Origin of the sequence: Streptomyces sp. NPDC093801 (assembly GCF_040701585.1) — a bacterium.
Taxonomy (GTDB): domain Bacteria; phylum Actinomycetota; class Actinomycetes; order Streptomycetales; family Streptomycetaceae; genus Streptomyces.
In genome coordinates this window covers 155,675-173,265 of sequence record NZ_JBFBDP010000007.1, presented here as the reverse complement: position 1 = coordinate 173,265, position 17,591 = coordinate 155,675, and the positions used below count along the sequence as shown (strand labels likewise).

Below are 17,591 nucleotides of genomic sequence, written 5' to 3'. Positions count from 1 at the left end.
CCGGCGGTCCCGGCCGGCCCTCCGTCCCGCACGGCCGGCCGCCCTGTTCGGCCAGTGGTCCTGCCCGGCTGGGGACCGCCCGGTGCGGGTAGCGTGTTGCACCACACAGGCCCCGGCGTTTCGGGGCCCGGAGCGGGAGCGGCACGTAGACATGAGTACGCAGAGCAGGCTGACGCACATCGACGAGGCCGGCGCGGCCCGGATGGTCGACGTATCGACAAAGGACGTCACCACCCGCACGGCGCGCGCCAGCGGCCGCGTCCTGGTCTCGTCCCGGGTGATCGAACTGCTGCGCGGCGAGGGCGTGCCGAAGGGCGACGCCCTCGCCACCGCGCGGATCGCCGGGATCATGGGGGCCAAGAAGACCCCCGACCTGATCCCGCTCTGCCACCCGCTGGCGGTCTCCGGGGTGAAGGTGGACCTGGAGGTCGCCGACGACGCCGTGGAGATCCGCGCCACCGTCAAGACCACCGACCGCACGGGCGTGGAGATGGAGGCGCTGACCGCGGTCGCCGTCGCCGGGCTCACCGTGATCGACATGGTGAAGGCCGTCGACAAGGGCGCGGTCATCACCGACGTTCGCGTGGAGGAGAAGACGGGCGGAAAGTCCGGCGACTGGACCCGCTCGTGACGCCCCCGCGCGGCGGCGAGGTCCACAGCCACGTGCCGCCCTCCGCCGACGGGGCCGGGGTGTCGGTCCCGCCCGCCGCCGGGACGCCCGCCCCCCGCGGCCTGGTGGTCACCGCCTCCAACCGGGCCTCGCAGGGCGTGTACGCCGACAAGGGCGGCCCGCTGCTCGCCGAGGCGCTGGAGCGGCTCGGCTTCGCGGTGGACGGCCCGCGCGTGGTCCCGGACGGGGACCCCGTCGAGCAGGCGCTGCGCGAGGGGGTGGCCGCCGGGTACGACGTCATCCTGACCACGGGCGGCACCGGCATCTCGCCGACCGACCGGACCCCGGACGCGACCGCCCGCGTGCTCGACTACGAGATCCCGGGCATCCCGCAGGCCATCCGCGCCGAGGGCCTCGCCAAGGTGCCGACCGCGGCCCTGTCGCGGGGCCTGGCCGGCGTGGCGGGCCGCACGCTGATCGTGAACCTGCCCGGTTCCACGGGCGGCGTCCGCGACGGCCTCGCCGTCCTGGCGCGGATCCTGCCGCACGCGGTCGACCAGATCCGGGGCGGCGACCACCCCAGACCGGACGCGGCATCCGGGAGCCCGAGCTGAACGGCCCGTCCTGGCCGGTGGTGCTGGCGGACGGCGACGTCACCCTGCGGCCGATAAAACTGCGCGACCAGCGCGCCTGGCGCGAGGTCAACCAGCGCAACCGCGACTGGCTGCGGCCATGGGAGGCCACGATCCCGCCGCCGGCGCCGTGGGGGCCGGTGATCCACCGGCCGACGTACCGGCAGATGGTCCGCCACCTGAGGGCCGAGGCGAACGCTGGCCGGATGCTGCCCTTCGTGATCGAGTACCAGGGGCGGCTGGTCGGCCAGCTGACGGTCGCCGGGATCACCTGGGGCTCGATGTGCGCCGCCCACGTGGGCTACTGGGTGGACCGCGACGTGGCGGGGCGCGGGGTGATGCCGACGGCGGTCGCGCTCGCCGTGGACCACTGCTTCCTGAAGGTCGGGCTGCACCGCATCGAGGTGTGCATCCGCCCGGAGAACGGCCCCAGCCGGCGGGTCGTGGAGAAGCTGGGCTTCCGCGAGGAGGGGCTGCGGCCGCGCTATCTGCACATCGACGGGGCGTGGCGCGACCACCTGGTCTTCGCGCTCACCGCGGAGGAGGTTCCGGAGGGGCTGCTGCGCCGTTGGAAGCGGGTGCGCAAGGAGGAAAGCCCGCCGCCCGCGACCGCCCCGTAAAGCAGGTAATCGCAAAAGCGTTCGAATTGTTGGTCGATTCGTCCATAACCTGATCCGAAGAATCACAAAAAAAGTCGGTGATATCAGCCGGATCGTGCGACACACCGGCCCAATTGGCTGATCCGGTCGGCCGCGCCCCTCTACGGTGTGGGGTGTGAGCAGCAGCGGCCTCATCTACGCAGTCATCGTGGGGGCCTGGGCCGCCTACTTGGTGCCCATGTGGCTCCGGAGGCAGGACGAGCTGAACGAAGCGCGTCCGACGGAACGCTTCTCCACCGCCATCCGGCTGCTTTCCGGCCGGGCGGGAATGGAGCGGCGTTACGCCAAGGGGCTGCGTGAGCGCGGTGAAGTCCAGGCGGAGCCCCAGCCCCACGCGGACCCGGACGCGGCGACGGAAACGGTGAATTCCGTCGACGCCGACGCCCGGGCCCTCGGCGTGTCCCCGACCAGGGCCGAGCCGAGATCCGTCGAGGTCGAGCGGGTCGAGAGGGTCCGGCGCCAGCAGCGCCTCCAGGTCCTCGCGCGCCGCCGGCGCACCACGGCCCTGCTCTTCCTCGCCTTCAGCGGCGGCGCGATCGCCGCCGCCGTAGGCGGGCTGCGGTACCTGTGGGCGCCGGCCGTACCGGCGCTCCTGCTGAGCGCCTACATCGTGCACCTGCGGGTCCAGGAGCGGCGGCGCTACGAGTTCACGATGGACCGGCGCCGCGCCGAGGCGGCCGCCCGCGCCCTGCGCGAGAGCCGCTCCCGCCACCGCGACCGCAGCGACCGCGACCCCGAGCCCGCCGGCGCCGCCGAACCGGACCCCGCGCCGCCGGTGTCCCCGCAGGAGGCCGGGCGCCGCGCGCTCGTCGAGCAGACGGACCACGCCGAGTGGGTCGACCAGCAGCGCGAGCGCGAGCGCGGCCCGGCGCGCGGCGACAGCTGGGAGCCCGTACCGGTCCCGCTGCCTACGTACGTGACGGCCCCCGTCGCCCCGCGCGCCACGGGCCCGGTCAACCCGGACGGCTGGAGCGCGACCCGCTCCAGCGCCGCCGAGCCGACCAACCCGCGCCTGCGCGCCCAGCCGGGCCCGGCCCCCGCGAAGCCGGACCCCCAGCCCCAGCCGTCCACGCCGCGCCCGCGCGGCCGCGACGCCGGGCGCACCCCGCTCTTCGACCAGTACGAGAGCGACGAGCGGCCGCGCGCAGCCAACGAGTGACGCCCCGGACGTCCGGCGGATGACCTGCGCCGACCTCGCCGGACGCCTCCCGCGGCGGCCGACGGCCGCCCTCCGGGAACGCGTTTTGGAGCAGCGGCGCGGGGATGCTAATGTTTCACACGTCGCAAGGGCCTGTGGCGCAGTCTGGTAGCGCACCTCGTTCGCATCGAGGGGGTCTGGGGTTCAAATCCCCACAGGTCCACAGACGATGAAGGTCCCGTCCGATCGCAAGATCGGGCGGGACCTTCGTGCTTTTCCTGAAGGGCCGTCACGCCACACTGGTCGCATGACGAGCCAGGACGGCGCTACGGCGCAAGCGTGGGAAGCACTCGGCGGGGCGGACGGGCTCGCCGGGCGGGTGGTCTACCGGGGGCCGAGCGGCCTGGAGGGGCCGCTGCCGGTGCGGGAGTTGGCGCGGGCCACCGTCGGGGTGTGCGCGCTCGCGGCGGCCGAGCTGGCCGCCGTACGGGCCGGGGGGACGGCGCTTGACGCGGCTCCCGTGGTCGTGGACGAGGGGGCCGTGGCGACGGCGTTCGTCAGCGAGCGGCACCTGCGGGTGGAGGGCCGGGCGCCGGTGGGCTTCGCCCCGCTGTCGGGGTTCTGGCGGGCGGCCGACGGATGGGTGCGCACCCACGCCAACTATCCCCACCACGAGGCGGCCCTCGTCCGGGCCCTCGGCGTACCCGCGACCCCGGAGGCGGTGCGCGGGGCGCTCGCGCGGCTGGGCGCCGTGGAGGCCCAGGAGCGCGTGTACGGGGAGGGCGGGCTGGCGGTCGCGGTGGCTCCGCCGTACGGGGAGCCGCAGCCGCTGGTGGAGTGGACCCCGGGGGAGGCGCGCGAGCCGCTGGCGGGGCCGGCGGGGCTTCCGGCCTCCGGGGTGCGGGTGCTGGACCTGACCCGGGTGATCGCCGGCCCCGTCGCCACCCGCACGCTCGGCGTGCTCGGGGCGGACGTGCTGCGGATCGACGCGCCGGGGCTGCCGGAGGCGGCCGACGCGCACGCGGACACCGGCTTCGGGAAGCGGTCGGCGCTGCTGGACCTCGCGCGGCCGGAGGACCGGGCGGTGCTGGAGCGGCTGCTCGACGGCGCCGACGTGGTGGTGACGGGCTACCGTCCCGGGGCGCTGGAGCGGTACGGGCTGGGCGGGTCGGAGCTGCTGGAGCGGCGTCCGGGGCTGGTGGTGGCCGAACTGTGCGCGTGGGGTCGGCGCGGGCCGTGGGCCGGGCGGCGGGGGTTCGACTCGCTGGTGCAGGCCGGCTACGGGATCGCGGCGCGGTGCGCGGGGGAGGACGGCGTTCCGGGGGTGCTGCCGGCGCAGGCCCTGGACCACGGGACGGGGTACCTGGTGGCGGCGGGCGTCCTCAGGGCCCTGGCGGGCGGGACCGGGGGACTGCTGCGGTACTCCCTGGCGGGGACCGCGTCATGGCTGGTGCGGGAGGTTCCCGGGGTGGGGGCCGGGGTGCCCGGGTACGGGGCCGGGCCGTGGCTGCGGGAGGGGAAGTCGGGGTACGGGGCGCTGCGCCACGCCGCCAGTCCCTTCGGGGAGTGGGAGCGGGGGCCGTCGCGGTGGGGGACCGACCCGGCGGTGTGGCTCGGCCGGTAGGGGCCGGCGCGGCTGCGCCGGGCGGTTCCGCGGGGCGGTGCCGCTCGGCGCCGGGCGGGCGGGATGCGGTGGGCGGCGGCTGCCGGGCGGCCGCCCGGCAGCGAGCGGTCGTGCGCCCCGCCCGTCCTCCCCGGCCGCCCCTCGGCGCGCGGGGGTCGGGGCGCGGGGAGGGGCCGCGCGCGCCGGCGGCCCGCCGGCGGCGGGAGGGTCAGGCCGGGGTGGCCTGCGACGGGAGGGGCTTGGCCATGCACAGGCTCGACTCGTAGTCGCGGTAGTAGCCGAACTTCTCCGACGGCGCGTACCCCGACGACAGGTACAGCGCGATCGCCTCGGGCTGCTGGTCGCCCGTCTCCAGGACCATCCGGCGGCGTCCGGCGGCCGAGGCGTCGGCCTCCAGCTCGGCCAGGATGCGGCGGGCCAGGCCCTTCCCGCGGGCGTCCGGGATCACGTACATGCGCTTGATCTCGGCGTCGCCGTCCGCGTAGCCCTCGTCGTTGTGGTCCTGGGCACGCCAGCCGCCGCTCGCCACCGGGGTGTCCGCGGCGTCGTAGGCGAGCAGGTAGAGCCCGGCCGGCGGGACGAACATCGCCGGGTCGAGGAAGGTGGCGTCGCCCTCGCCGTCGTAGCGCGCCTGGTATTCGAGCTGGACCTGGGCGTCGAGTTTCAGCGCGTCCGGGTGGTCGTACGGTACGGCGCGCAGGTGTATCCCGTGAGACATCAGAACATCGTACGGAAGGCTGCGGTTATGGTGCTGGGATGCTCACCGTGACCTCCGTGAATGTGAATGGGATCCGCGCCGCCGCCAAGAAGGGCTTCGTGGAGTGGCTCGCCGGATCCGACGCCGACGTCGTGTGCCTGCAGGAGGTACGGGCCGAGGAGGGGCAGATTCCGGTGGAGGCGCGGGAGCCCGAGGGCTGGCACACGGTGTTCGCGCCGGCCGCCGCGAAGGGCCGGGCCGGCGTCGCCCTGTATACGCGGAAGTCACCTGAACGGGTGCAGGTGGGCTTCGGTAGTGACGAGTTCGACACGAGCGGGCGGTACATCGAGATCGACCTGCCCGGGGTCACCGTGGCGAGCCTGTACCTGCCCTCCGGCGAGGCCGGGACGGAGAAGCAGGACGAGAAGTACCGCTTCATGGCGGAGTTCCGCACCTACCTCCAGGGGCTGAAGGCGCGGGCGGCCGCGGACGGCCGCGAGGTCGTGGTGTGCGGCGACTGGAACATCTGCCACCAGGAGGCCGACCTCAAGAACTGGAAGACCAACCGGAAGAGCGCCGGCTTCCTGCCCGAGGAGCGGGAGTGGCTCGGGAAGGTGTACTCGGAGGCCGGGTACGTGGACGTCGTGCGCGTGCTGCACCCCGACACGGAGGGCCCGTACTCCTGGTGGTCCTACCGCGGGCGGGCCTTCGACAACGACGCCGGCTGGCGCATCGACCTCCAGGTCGCGACGCCGGGGCTGGCCGCCAGGGCGGTCAAGGCGTTCGTGGAGCGGGCCGAGACGCACCCGGAGCGGTGGTCCGACCACGCGCCGGTGACCGTGGTCTACGAGCTCGGGGCCTGAGGTTCCCGGGGCGCACGGGCGGGCCCGGGCGCGTCGGCCGTGGGGTCGGGCCCGGGCGTCCCCGTTGCCTCGGCGGGCCCGGGCGTCCGGGACGGTGCGGGGCCGCGCCGCTGGTGCAGGCGGTCCATCGCCATCGTGAGCTCGGCCTCGACCACGCTCTTGGCGAGCGGGCGCAGCCGGGCGACGTCCTCCTCCCCGAGGTGGGCGGTGATCAGCTCGGTGAACAGCTCCGCCAGCGCGTCCGCGTGCGCGCGCACCCGGCGGCCCGTCTCCAGCACCGCCGCGAGCGGTACGCCCTCGCGGACCAGGGCCGAGGAGACGTCCAGCAGGCGCCGGCTGACGTGCACGATCTCCTCGCCGTCGGTGGCGAGGTAGCCGAGGTCGAGGGAGGCCGCCAGGTTCTCCGGGGTGACCTCGCCCTCGAAGTAGTCGGCCAGGGCCTCGGGCGAGAGCCGGACGGGGGTCTCCTCCGACCAGCCGATGCCGAGCAGCTCGCCGAGCTGGCCGACGTCGCGGCCCTTCTCGAAGGCGGCGGTCAGTTCCGCGATGCCGCCGAGGGTGTGGCCGCGCTCCAGCAGGGCGGCGATGGTGCGCAGCCGGGCCAGGTGCTGGTCGTCGTACCAGGCGATCCGCCCCTCGCGGCGGGGTGGCGGGAGCAGCCTGCGCTCGCGGTAGAAGCGCAGGGTGCGCACCGGGATGCCGGCGGCCTCCGCCAGCTCCTGGGTCCGGTACTCGCGCTTCACGGCCGCCTCCGCCTCCCACGTCCCCCGTGTCTCCACCTGCGCAGCCTAGGGCGTACCCGCAGTAACTTTCCGGGCGCGACCCCTACCCATGGGTACGGAGCTGCTCTACCCTCCCGATTGTGCCAGTGATTGCTGGCAGTGTTGTGATGGGCGTGACGGCGTGTCCCGGCGTGGCCGGGACGGACTGCGGAAGCGGGAGGCGGCGGGCATGAGCGGCATGGGCGGGCACGGGCGCGAGCACGTACGGGTGGCGGTGATCGGGTCCGGGTTCGGCGGGCTCGGCGCGGCCGTACGGCTGAGGCGCGAGGGGATCACCGACTTCGTCGTCCTCGAACGGGCCGACTCCGTCGGCGGCACCTGGCGCGACAACAGCTACCCCGGATGCGCGTGCGACGTCCCCTCGCACCTGTACTCCTTCTCCTTCGCGCCCAACCCCGACTGGCCCCGCACCTTCTCCGGGCAGCCCGCCATCCGCGCCTACCTGGAACACGTCGCCGACACCTTCGGGCTGCGCCCGCACATCCGCTTCGGCCACGAGGTGACGATGATGCGCTGGGACGCCGAGGAACTGCGCTGGGACATCGACACCTCGGCGGGCGCCTTCAGCGCCGACGTCGTGGTGTCGGCGACCGGCCCGCTGTCCGACCCGAAGACGCCGGAGATCCCCGGGCTGGCCGAGTTCCCCGGCAAGGTGTTCCACTCCGCGCGCTGGGACCACGACTACGACCTGAGCGGCAAGCGCGTCGCGGTGATCGGAACGGGCGCCTCCGCGATCCAGATCGTGCCCGCCATCGCCCCGAAGACGGCGCGCCTGACCCTCTTCCAGCGCACCCCTCCGTGGGTCATGCCGCGCACCGACCGGGCCATCAGCTCCCTCGAACGCCGGCTGCACCGCCAGCTGCCCTTCACTCAGGCCGCCCGGCGCGGGCTGCTGTGGGGGATCCGGGAGCTCCAGGTCAGCGCCTTCACCAAACGGCCCAACCAGCTCGGACTCATCGAATCGCTGGCCAAGGCCAATATGGCGCGCTCCATCAAGGACCCGGCGCTGCGGGCCAAGCTGACGCCCTCGTACCGGATCGGCTGCAAGCGGATCCTGCTGTCCAGCGAGTACTACCCGGCGCTCGCCCGGCCCGACGTGGACCTCGTCGCCTCCGGGCTGAAGGAGGTCAGGGGCTCGGTCCTCGTCGCCGCCGACGGAACCGAGACCGAGGTCGACGCGATCGTCTTCGGCACCGGGTTCCACGTCACCGACATGCCGATCGCCGACCGCGTGGTCGGCGCGGACGGGCAGACCCTCGCCGACTCCTGGAAGGACGGGATGCAGGCGCTGCGCGGGGCGACGGCCGCCGGCTTCCCCAACTGGATGACGATCATCGGGCCGAACACCGGCCTCGGCAACAGCTCGATGATCCTGATGATCGAGTCCCAGCTGAACTACATGGCGGACTACCTGCGCCAGCTCTCCCTGCTCGGCGACGGCAGCCGCGGCGGGCGCACCGCGCTCGCCGCCCGCCCCTCCGCCGTCAACCAGTGGAACCGGCACGTGCAGGCGCGCATGGAGCGGACGGTGTGGAACACCGGCGGCTGCACCAGCTGGTACCTGGACGCACAGGGCCGCAACACCACGGTCTGGCCGGGCACGACGGGTGAGTTCCGGCGCGCCACGTTGACGGTCGACCTGGCCGAGTACGAGGTCGTACGGGTCCGCGAGAGCGGTGCCGGGCGGCTCCCGGCCCCCGTCGCGGCGGCCGCCGGTGCCGCGTCCGCCCCCGCCGACGCGGCCCCCGCCGACGCGGCCCCCGCCGGCGCGGCCTCCGCCGGCGAGGGCGCGGCGTGAGCCGCCCGCCGCACGCCACCGCCGGGCGCTACGCCCCGCCGGCCGCCGGCCGCGAACTGGTCGCCGTCTCCGCCGACGGCTCCCGGCTGCACGTCGAGGTGCACGGTCCCGAGGGGGCGCCCGCCGTCGTCCTCTCCCACGGATGGACCTGCTCCACCGCCTTCTGGGCCGCCCAGATACGGGAACTGGCCCGCGACCACCGGGTCGTCGCCTACGACCAGCGCGGCCACGGACGCAGCCCGGCCGCCGCCGCGTACAGCACCACCGCCCTCGCCGACGACCTGGTCGCCGTCCTGGAGACCGCCCTCGCCCCCGGCGAGCGGGCCGTCGTCGCCGGACACTCCATGGGCGGCATGACCGTGATGGCCGCCGCCGGCCGCCCCCGGTTCGCCGAGCACGCCGCGGCCGCCCTGCTGTGCAGCACCGGCAGCTCACGGCTGGTCGCCGAGGCGACCGTGCTGCCGCTGCGCCCCGGGCGCGCCCGGACCCGCCTGACCCGGGGGCTGCTGGGCTCGCCCGCCCCGCTCGGGCCCGTCACCCCCGCCACGCGGGCGGTGCTCAAGTACGCGACCATGGGCCCGGGATCCGCGCCCGACCGGGTGGAGGCCTGCGCCCGGATCGTGCACGCCTGCCCCGCCGGGGTGCGCCGCGCCTGGTCGCACGTCCTGGCCGGCCTCGACCTGGACGACGGGCTCGCGCGGCTGACGGTGCCCACCGCCGTCATCGTGGGCCGCGACGACCGGCTGACCCCCGTCGTGCACGCCCGAGGGCTCGCTGCCGCGCTCCCGAACTGCGTGGGGCTGACCGAACTCACCGGAATGGGGCACATGACCCCCGTCGAAGCACCCGAAGCGGTGACTTCCACCGTGCGCGAGTTGACGTCCCGGTACCTGACGGCCGCGCCCACCACGACCATGACCCCGACCACACCCACCTCGACCTCGACCGAGAAGGAGACGACGCCGTGAGCGCTCGCAGGAGTCTGGAAGGCCAGGTGGCCGTCGTCACCGGCGCCGCCCGCGGGGTCGGAGAGCTGCTCGCCCGCAAGCTGTCCGCGCGCGGTGCGAAGGTCGCCCTGGTCGGCCTGGAGCCGGAGGCGCTCAAGGAGGTCTCCGAGCGGCTGCACAGCGACAGCGACCACTGGTACGCCGACGTCACCGACCACGAGGCGATGGCCCGGGTCGCGCAGGAGGTCAAGCAGCGCTTCGGCAAGGTGGACATCGTGGTCGCCAACGCCGGCGTCGCCTCCGGCGGACCGTTCGGCGACTCCGACCCGGAGGCGTGGCGGCGGGTGATCGAGGTCAACCTGATCGGCAGCGCCGTCACCGCCCGCGCCTTCCTGCCCGTCCTCATGGAGAGCCGCGGCTACTTCCTCCAGATCGCCTCGCTCGCCGCGATCACCCCCGCGCCGATGATGACGGCGTACTGCGCATCCAAGTCCGGTGTCGAGGCCTTCGCGCACTGCCTGCGCGCCGAGGTCGGCTACAAGGGCGTCAAGGTCGGCGTCGGCTACCTCTCCTGGACCGACACCGACATGGTGCGCGGCGCCGACCAGCACGACGTGATGCGCGAACTGCGCCGGCGCCTGCCCTGGCCGGCGAACCGGACCTACCCGCTCGGCCCGGCCGTGGACCGGATCGTCGCCGGCATCGAGCGGCGTTCGGCGCACGTGTACGCGCAGTGGTGGCTGCGCGGGACGCAGGGCGTCCGCGGCTACCTGCCGGCGGTCATCGCTGCGGGCGGGCGGCGCGAGATGAAGCGGTTCGAGCCCCGGCTGGCGAGCGTGCCCAAGGGGCTGGTGGGTGCGGGCGGGGCCGCCGACGAACAGGAGCGCGCCCGGAGCCGCTGATCAAAATGCGGCCTTTGTTCCCCCATGTCAGTCTGGTCGAGCCCGACCACCAACACCCCTCAGGGAGTGCACGCATGGGTATCAAGGACCAGTTCCAGGACAAGGCGGAGCAGCTCAAGGCGAAGGCGCAGCAACCGCAGCAGGGTGCGAAGGACGAGGCGTCCTCGCGTGCGCGGCAGGCCAAGGCGAAGAAGCCGCAGGCGCAGCAGCCGGTCGACGACGTCCGCAGCGAGCTCGACGACAGCTGGGACTGACCTTCCGCAGACAGCGCCGAGGGGCGCGATCCGCACTTCCCGCGGATCGCGCCCCTCGTGCCGTGCGCCCTCGTCGCCCTCGTGCCGTGGGCTTTCGTGCCGTGCTCGCCTCGTGCCGTGCTCGCCTCGTGCCGTGCGCTCCGGCCCGCCGTGCGCTACGGCCGCGGCGGGAGCTTCGGCCGGCGTCCGTCCGGGACGTCCGTGTAGCCGGGCGGGATCGCGGCCGGGTCCTGCTCCAGCAGCTCCAGCGCCAGGTACACGGCGTCGTCCAGCTGCGCGTGGCGCCCCTCCGCCCAGTCGAGGGGGGTGCGCATGATCTCCAGGTCCGGTTCCACGCCGTGGTTCTCCACCGACCACCCGTACTCCGGGAACCAGGCGGCGTTCATCGGCACGGTGATCACGGTGCCGTCGCCCAGGGTGTGCCGGCCGGTCATGCCGACCACGCCGCCCCAGGTGCGCTGGCCGACCACCGGCCCGAGGCCGAGCAGTTTGAACGCGGCGGTGATCATGTCCCCGTCGGAGGAGGTCGCCTCGTCCGCCAGTGCGACGATCGGGCCGCGCGGCGCGTCGGAGGCGTAACTGACCGGCTGTGCGCCGCGCGTCAGGTCCCAGCCCAGAATCGATCGGGTGAGTTTTTCGACGACGAGTTCACTGATGTGGCCGCCGGCGTTGCCCCGTACGTCGACGATCAGCGCGGGCCGGGACATCTCCATGCGCAGGTCGCGGTTGAACTGGGCCCAGCCCGAGCCGCCCATGTCGGGGATGTGCAGGTAGCCGCAGCGTCCGCCGCTGATCTTCCGGACGACGGCGCGGCGCTTGGACACCCAGTCCTGGTAGCGCAGCGGCCGTTCGTCGACCAGCGGGACGACCGCGACGCGCCGGGAGGGGCCCTCGCCCTCGGCCGGGGTGAACGTCAGCTCGACGGTGGTGCCCCCGGCCGCCGCGAGCAGCGGGTAGGGGCCGGCGACCGGGTCGACGGGCCGGCCGTCGACGTGGGTCAGGACGGCGCCCTCGCGGATGCCGGTGCCGGCGAGCGGGGAGCGGGCCTTGGAGTCGGAGGACTCGCCGGGCAGGATCCGTGCGACCACCCACCCCTCGTCGCGCCGCACGAGGTTGGCGCCGAGCAGGCCGATCGCCCGCTGGTAGTGGGGCGGGCCCTCGTTGCGGCGGGCGGGGGAGACGTACGCGTGCGAGGTGCCGAGTTCGCCGAGCACCTCGCGCAGCAGGTCCGCGAACTCGTCGGGGGAGGCGACCCGTTCGACGAGGGGGCGGTACTGGCTCAGCACCGCGTCCCAGTCGATGCCGCACATGTTCGGCTCCCAGAAGTACGCGCGGATGAGCCGGCCGGCCTCCTCGAAGGCCTGCCGCCACTCGGCCGCCGGGTCCACCTCGTGCAGGATGCGGCGCAGGTCGAGGTAGACGGTGGAGTCGCCGTCACCCGATTCGGTGGCCGGCACGGCGCGGAGGTCACCGTCGTCGTTGACGACGATGCGGGTGCCGTCGCCACTGACCGCGAACCAGTCCAGCCCGGAGGCCAGTTCGGTCTTGCGGGCCTTGGTCATGTCGAAGTGCTCCAGCGTCGGCTTGCCGCTGGTGTCGGCCGGGTTGGCGAAGGTCTCGCCGAGCGCGCCCGAGATGGGCCAGCGCAGCCACACGAGCCCGCCGCCGTGCACGGGGTGCAGCGCCGAGTACTTCGACGCGGTCACGGGGAAGGGGGTGACCCGGCTCTCCAGGCCCTCCACCTCCACGGTCACCGTCCCGTCGCCCTCCCCGGGCTCCCCCTCGACGGGGTCGAGGCCGCCCGCCGCCGGGCGGCCGTCGGGGGAGAAGGCGAAGGGCGAGGGGGTCGCGGAGGACAGCGGCACCAGGTACGGGCGGCAGCCCAGCGGGAACGACAGGTCGCCGGTGTGGACGTCGTACACCGGGTCGAACCCGCGCCAGGACAGGAACGCGAGGTAGCGGCCGTCGCGGGTGAAGACCGGGTTCTCGTCCGCGAAGCGGCCGTTGGTGACGTCGACGACGACGCGGGCGCCCGGCCCGGAGATCCTCGCCATCTTGATCTGCCGCAGGGAGCGGCCGATGCCGGGGTGCGACCAGGTCAGCCAGCAGCCGTCGGGGGAGAAGGCGAGGTCGGCGACGGGCCCGTTGATCGACCGGATCAGCTCGGTGGCCTGCCCGTCGGACTCCTCGGTCGCGTCGAGGAGCAGCAGCCGCCCGTCGTGGGAGGCGACGGCGAGCCGCTCTCCGGCCGGGTCGGACAGCAGCTCGGTGACGCGGCCCAGCTCGCCCGAGGCGAGCCGGCGCGGCTCGCGCTCCCCGGAGGCGCGGGGGAGGTAGGCGATCTCGACGGCGTCCTCGCCCTCGGCGTCGGTGACGTAGGCGACCTGGCCGCCGCTGCCGAGCATCTCGGGGAGGCGGACGCGCACGCCCGGGGTGTCGGCGATGGTGCGGGCCGGGCCGTCGCGGTGGGTGAGCCAGTACAGGCTGCCGCGGACGACGACGGCGCTGGCCCGGCCGGTGGTGTCCACGGACAGCGAGTCGACGTTGCTGGCGGCCGGCACCTGGTAGGTGCGCCGGCCCGCGCGCGGGCCGCCGAGGCGGACGTCGAGCCGGCGCGGGGAGGCGTCGGCGGCGAGGGAGTCCACGAGCCAGAGCTCGCCGGCGCACTGGTAGACGACGCGGGAGCCGTCGCTGGAGGCGTGGCGGGCGTAGAACTCCTCGTGGTCGGTGTGGCGGCGCAGGCCGGTGCCGTCGGGCAGGCAGGAGTAGAGGTTGCCGACGCCCTCGTGGTCGGAGAGGAAGGCGATGCGGCCGCCGACGAACATCGGCGCGTCGAGGTGGCCTTCGAGGTCCTCCAGCAGGCGTACGCCGTGCAGCCACAGCCGACCGGTGGCGCCGCCCCGGTAGCGCTTCCAGGAGGCGGGCTCGTGCGGGGGCTTGCCGGTGAGCAGCAGGCTGCGGTGTTCGCCGTCGACGTCGGCGACCTGGATGTCGGAGACCGGGCCCCAGGGCAGGCGGCCGCCGGGGCTGCCGTCCGTGGGCAGCTTGTAGGCCCAGGAGTAGTACGAGAACGGCTGACCGTGGGAGGAGACGGCCAGGACGTTGCCGTCGGGGTCCCAGCCGCAGACCCGGGTGTCGGTGGAGCCCCAGTGGCTGAGGCGGCGCGCGGGGCCGCCGTCCACGGGGGCGAGGTGGATCTCGGGGTCGAGGCTGCGCCAGGTGGTGAAGGCGATCTGCCGTCCGTCGGGGGAGAAGCGGGGGTGGCCGACCCGGGTGCGGTCGACGGTGATCCGCCAGGCCCGGCCCGGGGCGTGGCCCTCGGGGACCAGCGGGGCGACCCACAGGTCGTCCTCGGTGGCGAAGCACAGCAGTTCGTCGTGCAGGTGCGGGAAGCGGAGGTACGCGACGTCGTGACTCACCCCACAATGCTTTCCGTGCCGGAGGGGCCCGGCAACTCGTACAGGTGCTCCATGTGTGACCCACACCACCGTCCTAGCGAAACGGAACGGTTTCGTTTCGTTAAGGGCGGGGGTACGCTAGCTGGTGTACGAAACCGTTTCGTTCGGATGGGTGGTCGTGATGAAGGGAAGCTGCCGGGTCACCGACGCGATGTCGGCGCGGCGCAGCCGGATCACCCCCGAGCGGGAGGCCGAGCTCCACGAGGCGGTCCTCGACCTCCTCCGCGAGGTCGGGTACGAGGCGCTGACCATGGACGCGGTCGCCGCCCGTACGAAGTCCAGCAAGGCCACCCTCTACCGCCAGTGGGGGAGCAAGCCGGAGCTGGTCGCGAAGGCCCTCCGGTGCACCCAGCCGGTCTCCCTGCGGGAGATCGACACGGGCACCCTCCGCGGGGACTTCGCACGGATGGTCGCGCACTCCGACGACGCGCAGATGGCCAAGGACACCGCCCTGATGCGGGGTCTGGCCCATGCCGTCCACGAGAGCCCGGAGCTGCACCGGGCCCTGCGCGACCTGCTGGTCGACCCGGAGATCAACGGTCTCCAGGCCATGCTCCGCCGCGCGGTGGAGCGGGGCGAGGTCCGTCCGGACTGCCCGGCGCTGGACTTCGTGCCGCACATGCTCATCGGGGCGTTCATCGCACTGCCGCTGATCGAGGACCGGTCCGTCGACCGGGCCTTCCTCACCCAGTTCATCGACGCCGTGGTCTTCCCCGCCCTCGGCGTCTGATTCCCGAGCGACTCCCCAGTCCTTCCTGAGCACCGCCGGGTACTGTCCGGTTCCGCCAGCGCCGTCCAGTACCTCCCGGGGCCGCTGTCCGCACTCCCCGTACCTCCCCACGTACCGCCTGCTGCTCCTGACACGCCGCTCTCGTCGTCGGGCCGGCTTTTCACGCCCTGATCCGCCCACGGCCCTCCGGCCGCACGGGCGCAGGATCCATCCCACGACCTGAAACGGGAGAACCACGACGTGGCCACCTTCCTCTACCGGCTCGGGCGCGGCGCCTTCAGGCGCCGCGGCCTCGTCGCCCTCATATGGGTGGCGCTGCTGGTCGCCGCCGGCTTCGGCGCGGCGACGGCCGCCGCGCCCACCTCCGGCTCGTTCTCGATCCCCGGCACCGAGGCCCAGAAGGCCTTCGACCTGCTGGACAAGAAGTTCCCGGGCATGTCCGCCGACGGCGCGACCGCCCGCATCGTCGTCAAGGCCCCGGCGGGCGCCAAGGTCACAGACCAGGGCCCCAAGGGCGAGGTGCAGAAGCTCATCTCCGGCCTGAAGCAGGGCGAGGGCGCCGCACAGGTCGCCACCGTCGACGACCCGTACCAGATGCAGGCGGTGAGCCAGGACGGCTCCACCACCTACATCACGGTGAAGTACAAGGTCAGCGGCATGGAGCTGAAGGACGTCACGCGTGACGCCCTCAAGGACTCCGGGCACGACGCGCAGAAGGCCGGCCTCCAGGTGGAGATCGGCGGCGACGCGTTGATGGAGGCTCCCGAGACCGGCTCCGGCGAGGCGATCGGCATCCTGATCGCCGGCATCGTCCTGGTCATCACCTTCGGCTCGCTGGTCGCGGCCGGGCTGCCGCTGCTGACCGCGCTGATCGGCGTGGGCATCGGCGTCTCCTCGATCACCGCGCTCGCCAACGTGCTGGACCTCGGCTCCACCACCTCCACCCTCGCGATGATGATCGGCCTCGCGGTCGGCATCGACTACGCGCTGTTCATCGTCTCCCGCTACCGCGTGGAGCTCGCCGAGGGCCGCGAGCGTGACGAGGCCGCCGGCCGCGCCGCCGGAACCGCCGGCTCCGCCGTCGTCTTCGCCGGTCTGACCGTGGTCATCGCCCTGGTGGGCCTGGCCGTCGTCAACATCCCGATGTTGACGAAGATGGGTGTCGCGGCCGCCGGAACGGTGGTCATCGCGGTGCTCGTCGCCCTGACGCTGGTCCCGGCGATCCTCGGCTTCGCGGGCAAGAAGGTCCTGCCCGCCGGCAAGAAGAGCAAGCTCTTCGGCAAGGGCCGCCCGGCCGGCGCCGAGGCCAAGCCCAACGGCGGCACCCGCTGGGCCCGCTTCGTGCTGCGCCGCCCGGTGATGGTGCTGCTGATCGGCGTGATCGGCCTCGGCGCGATCGCGGTGCCGGCGAGCAAGCTGGAGATGGGCCTGCCGGACGACGGCTCCAAGCCCGTCTCCACCAGCCAGCGCAAGGCGTACGACATGCTGTCCGAGGGCTTCGGCCCGGGCTTCAACGGTCCGCTGATGGTGGTCGTTGACGGCGACAAGGCGCTCGCCGACAAGACCGTCGACCGGATCAAGGGCCTGGAGGGCGTGGTCGCGGTGACCCCGCCGCACCAGAACGAGGCCAAGGACGCCGCGGTCATCAGCGTGATCCCGAAGGAGCGGCCGTCCTCGACCGAGACCGAGGACCTGGTCCACACGATCCGCGCGGGCAACGGGGACGACGTGTTCGTCACCGGCGCGACCGCGATGAACATCGACTTCTCGCAGAAGATGAACGACGCGCTGCTGCCCTACCTGGCGCTCGTGGTCGGCCTGGCGTTCCTGCTGCTGATGCTGGTGTTCCGCTCGATCCTGGTCCCGCTGAAGGCGGCCCTCGGCTTCCTGCTGTCGGTCGTCGCCGCCCTCGGCGCGGTCGTCGCGGTCTTCCAGTGGGGCTGGCTCGGGTCCGTCTTCGGGGTGGAGCAGACCGGTCCGATCATGTCGATGATGCCGATCTTCATGGTGGGCGTCGTCTTCGGCCTGGCGATGGACTACGAGGTCTTCCTCGTCACCCGGATGCGGGAGGCGTACGTCCACGGCGAGCGGCCCGGTCAGGCCGTGGTGACGGGCTTCCAGTTCAGCGCCCGCGTGGTGGTGGCCGCGGCCGTCATCATGATCGCCGTCTTCTCCGGCTTCCTGGGCGCCAGCGACGCGATGGTCAAGATGATCGGCTTCGGCCTGGCCGTCGCCGTCCTGTTCGACGCCTTCGTGGTGCGCATGGCGATCGTGCCGGCGGTGCTGGCGCTGCTCGGCCACAAGGCCTGGTGGCTGCCGGCGTGGCTGGACCGGATCCTGCCCAACGTCGACGTGGAGGGCGAGAGCCTGCGCAAGCACCTCGGGGAGTCGGCGCAGGAGTCCGGGTCCCCGGAGGACCCCGACAAGCAGCGCGCGCTGGTCAACGCCTGACCCCGCGGGTGGTTAATGCCCAGCGGTTGGTTCGAAGCATGTGAAC

15 protein-coding genes and 1 tRNA gene are annotated in these 17,591 nt (G+C 73.7%); 13 read left to right on the top strand and 3 right to left on the bottom strand.

Annotated features, from left to right (window positions below; translation table 11 throughout):
* Positions 1-151 precede the first annotated feature (151 nt).
* The 6 genes from moaC (at position 152) to AB0469_RS10160 (ending at position 4,663) form a co-directional block, all read left to right on the top strand.
* Entirely contained in the window at positions 152-631 is a 480-nt protein-coding gene (gene moaC / locus AB0469_RS10185; protein WP_366450871.1) for a cyclic pyranopterin monophosphate synthase MoaC, read from the top strand.
* 59 nt (positions 632-690) lie between these two features.
* Complete coding sequence (locus AB0469_RS10180) at positions 691-1,224, top strand: MogA/MoaB family molybdenum cofactor biosynthesis protein (RefSeq protein ID WP_366451001.1); 534 nt, start codon at positions 691-693, stop codon at positions 1,222-1,224.
* 17 nt (positions 1,225-1,241) lie between these two features.
* On the top strand, positions 1,242-1,862 hold the full coding sequence (locus AB0469_RS10175) for a GNAT family protein (RefSeq protein ID WP_366450870.1): 621 nt from the start codon (positions 1,242-1,244) through the stop codon (positions 1,860-1,862).
* Between the two features lie 154 nt (positions 1,863-2,016).
* Positions 2,017-3,060, top strand: coding sequence for a hypothetical protein (locus AB0469_RS10170; RefSeq protein WP_366450869.1), 1,044 nt, complete (start codon positions 2,017-2,019; stop codon positions 3,058-3,060).
* Between the two features lie 128 nt (positions 3,061-3,188).
* Positions 3,189-3,262, top strand: a tRNA-Ala gene (locus tag AB0469_RS10165).
* An 84-nt stretch (positions 3,263-3,346) separates the two neighbouring features.
* Complete coding sequence (locus tag AB0469_RS10160) at positions 3,347-4,663, top strand: CoA transferase (RefSeq protein WP_366450868.1); 1,317 nt, start codon at positions 3,347-3,349, stop codon at positions 4,661-4,663.
* 208 nt (positions 4,664-4,871) lie between these two features.
* On the opposite strand, the gene AB0469_RS10155 is transcribed toward AB0469_RS10160, so the two are convergent.
* A complete protein-coding gene (locus tag AB0469_RS10155; protein WP_366450867.1) occupies positions 4,872-5,381 on the bottom strand; it encodes a GNAT family N-acetyltransferase in 510 nt (169 codons plus the stop codon).
* A 38-nt stretch (positions 5,382-5,419) separates the two neighbouring features.
* Here AB0469_RS10155 and AB0469_RS10150 point away from each other — a divergent pair, with 38 nt between their 5' ends.
* Positions 5,420-6,223 (top strand): exodeoxyribonuclease III, encoded by an 804-nt coding sequence (locus AB0469_RS10150; protein ID WP_366450866.1) that lies wholly within the window; start codon positions 5,420-5,422, stop codon positions 6,221-6,223.
* Here AB0469_RS10150 and AB0469_RS10145 read toward each other — a convergent pair.
* Positions 6,205-6,966, bottom strand: a complete 762-nt coding sequence (locus tag AB0469_RS10145; RefSeq protein WP_366451000.1) for a MerR family transcriptional regulator — start codon at positions 6,964-6,966, stop codon at positions 6,205-6,207. The genes AB0469_RS10150 and AB0469_RS10145 overlap by 19 nt on opposite strands.
* Before the next feature lie 208 nt (positions 6,967-7,174).
* On the opposite strand from AB0469_RS10145, the gene AB0469_RS10140 reads away from it, so the two are divergent.
* From AB0469_RS10140 to AB0469_RS10125, 4 genes are all read left to right on the top strand, one after another.
* Positions 7,175-8,803, top strand: coding sequence for an NAD(P)/FAD-dependent oxidoreductase (locus tag AB0469_RS10140; protein WP_366450865.1), 1,629 nt, complete (start codon positions 7,175-7,177; stop codon positions 8,801-8,803).
* Positions 8,800-9,771 (top strand): alpha/beta hydrolase, encoded by a 972-nt coding sequence (locus tag AB0469_RS10135; protein ID WP_366450864.1) that lies wholly within the window; start codon positions 8,800-8,802, stop codon positions 9,769-9,771. The genes AB0469_RS10140 and AB0469_RS10135 overlap by 4 nt, the downstream gene beginning before the upstream one ends.
* Positions 9,768-10,652 carry an SDR family oxidoreductase gene (locus AB0469_RS10130; RefSeq protein ID WP_366450863.1) on the top strand — a complete coding sequence of 295 codons (885 nt, stop codon included), beginning with the start codon at positions 9,768-9,770 and terminating at the stop codon, positions 10,650-10,652. The genes AB0469_RS10135 and AB0469_RS10130 overlap by 4 nt, the downstream gene beginning before the upstream one ends.
* 74 nt (positions 10,653-10,726) lie before the next feature.
* Positions 10,727-10,906 (top strand): hypothetical protein, encoded by a 180-nt coding sequence (locus AB0469_RS10125; protein ID WP_366450862.1) that lies wholly within the window; start codon positions 10,727-10,729, stop codon positions 10,904-10,906.
* A 155-nt stretch (positions 10,907-11,061) separates the two neighbouring features.
* Here the strand turns inward: AB0469_RS10125 and AB0469_RS10120 are convergent, their stop codons facing one another.
* Positions 11,062-14,325: a S41 family peptidase gene (locus AB0469_RS10120; protein ID WP_366450861.1), complete on the bottom strand. Its 3,264-nt coding sequence runs from the start codon at positions 14,323-14,325 to the stop codon at positions 11,062-11,064.
* Between the two features lie 190 nt (positions 14,326-14,515).
* Between AB0469_RS10120 and AB0469_RS10115 the strand changes: the two genes are divergently transcribed.
* The gene (locus AB0469_RS10115) at positions 14,516-15,094 is read left to right on the top strand and encodes a TetR/AcrR family transcriptional regulator (protein WP_366450999.1); all 579 of its coding nucleotides are present in this window, start codon (positions 14,516-14,518) and stop codon (positions 15,092-15,094) included.
* Between the two features lie 240 nt (positions 15,095-15,334).
* The gene (locus AB0469_RS10110; RefSeq protein WP_366450860.1) at positions 15,335-17,545 is read left to right on the top strand and encodes an MMPL family transporter; all 2,211 of its coding nucleotides are present in this window, start codon (positions 15,335-15,337) and stop codon (positions 17,543-17,545) included.
* Positions 17,546-17,591: the final 46 nt, after the last annotated feature.

Excerpts from the sequence above, each read along its gene's own strand:
- moaC (WP_366450871.1), top strand. The coding sequence starts at position 152 with ATGAGTACGCAGAGCAGGCTGACGCACATCGACGAGGCCGGCGCGGCC.
- AB0469_RS10115 (WP_366450999.1), top strand. The coding sequence starts at position 14,516 with ATGTCGGCGCGGCGCAGCCGGATCACCCCCGAGCGGGAGGCCGAGCTC.
- AB0469_RS10160 (WP_366450868.1), top strand. The coding sequence starts at position 3,347 with ATGACGAGCCAGGACGGCGCTACGGCGCAAGCGTGGGAAGCACTCGGC.
- AB0469_RS10155 (WP_366450867.1), bottom strand. The coding sequence starts at position 5,381 with ATGTCTCACGGGATACACCTGCGCGCCGTACCGTACGACCACCCGGAC.
- AB0469_RS10150 (WP_366450866.1), top strand. The coding sequence starts at position 5,420 with ATGCTCACCGTGACCTCCGTGAATGTGAATGGGATCCGCGCCGCCGCC.
- AB0469_RS10140 (WP_366450865.1), top strand. The coding sequence starts at position 7,175 with ATGAGCGGCATGGGCGGGCACGGGCGCGAGCACGTACGGGTGGCGGTG.
- AB0469_RS10125 (WP_366450862.1), top strand. The coding sequence starts at position 10,727 with ATGGGTATCAAGGACCAGTTCCAGGACAAGGCGGAGCAGCTCAAGGCG.